General features: G+C 59.0%; 2 protein-coding genes. Both read left to right on the plus strand.

The window, feature by feature from the left end:
- Window positions 1-195, plus strand: a 195-nt coding sequence (locus tag QEH53_RS23915; RefSeq protein ID WP_309025757.1) for a hypothetical protein, incomplete at its 5' end; no start/stop codon positions are given.
- Between the two features lie 82 nt (window positions 196-277).
- Window positions 278-654: beta-galactosidase (locus QEH53_RS23920; protein WP_309025758.1), on the plus strand; the 377-nt coding region annotated here is incomplete at its 3' end.

Here is a 654-nt window from a genome sequence, read left to right on the forward strand (position 1 = left end):
CGAAACCTTACTCCTAGTCCCATTTCCAGACTAGCGGCGAACCGGACACTCCGGCTCGACCGCTCCCCTCACCCGGATCCCGCCAAGCGATTCGCGCTTGCCCTCTTGCTGGCTAGAGGCAAGGAAAACGATACCCTCAGCCGTCATCAGACGGCTCCATTGAGCGGCCACGTGTCCGTCGTAGCCTTTGCGTAGTCGGATCAGTGCCGCACCGCACTCCCACAAAATATCCGCGTTCATCCGCGGTAAAAAAAACACCCAACTTTCAATCAACCCCATGAAACGCACCGCCATGAAACGACTGCTCCTACTCGCCCTCATCCTACCGAGCCTCGCCCTCGCCGATTCGCTCCCTCACCTAGCGACCAAGGGCACCGCCACCCAGCTCATTGTGGACGGCGAACCGTTCCTCGCCAGAGGCGGTGAACTGGGCAACTCCACCGCATCGAACCGAGCCAACCTCGGCCAATACTGGGAAAAGTTCCAAGCCCTCAACATGAACACCGTCCTCGCCCCAGTCTACTGGGACCGCATCGAGCCAACCGAGGGCGAATTCGATTTCTCCTCCGTCGATTGGCTCATCGAAGACGCCCGAGCAAACGATATGAAGTTGGCCCTCCTCTGGTTCGCCAGCTGGAAAAACAGCATGTCCTC

The sequence above is a fragment of the Pelagicoccus sp. SDUM812002 genome (assembly GCF_031127835.1).
GTDB lineage: Bacteria > Verrucomicrobiota > Verrucomicrobiia > Opitutales > Opitutaceae > Pelagicoccus.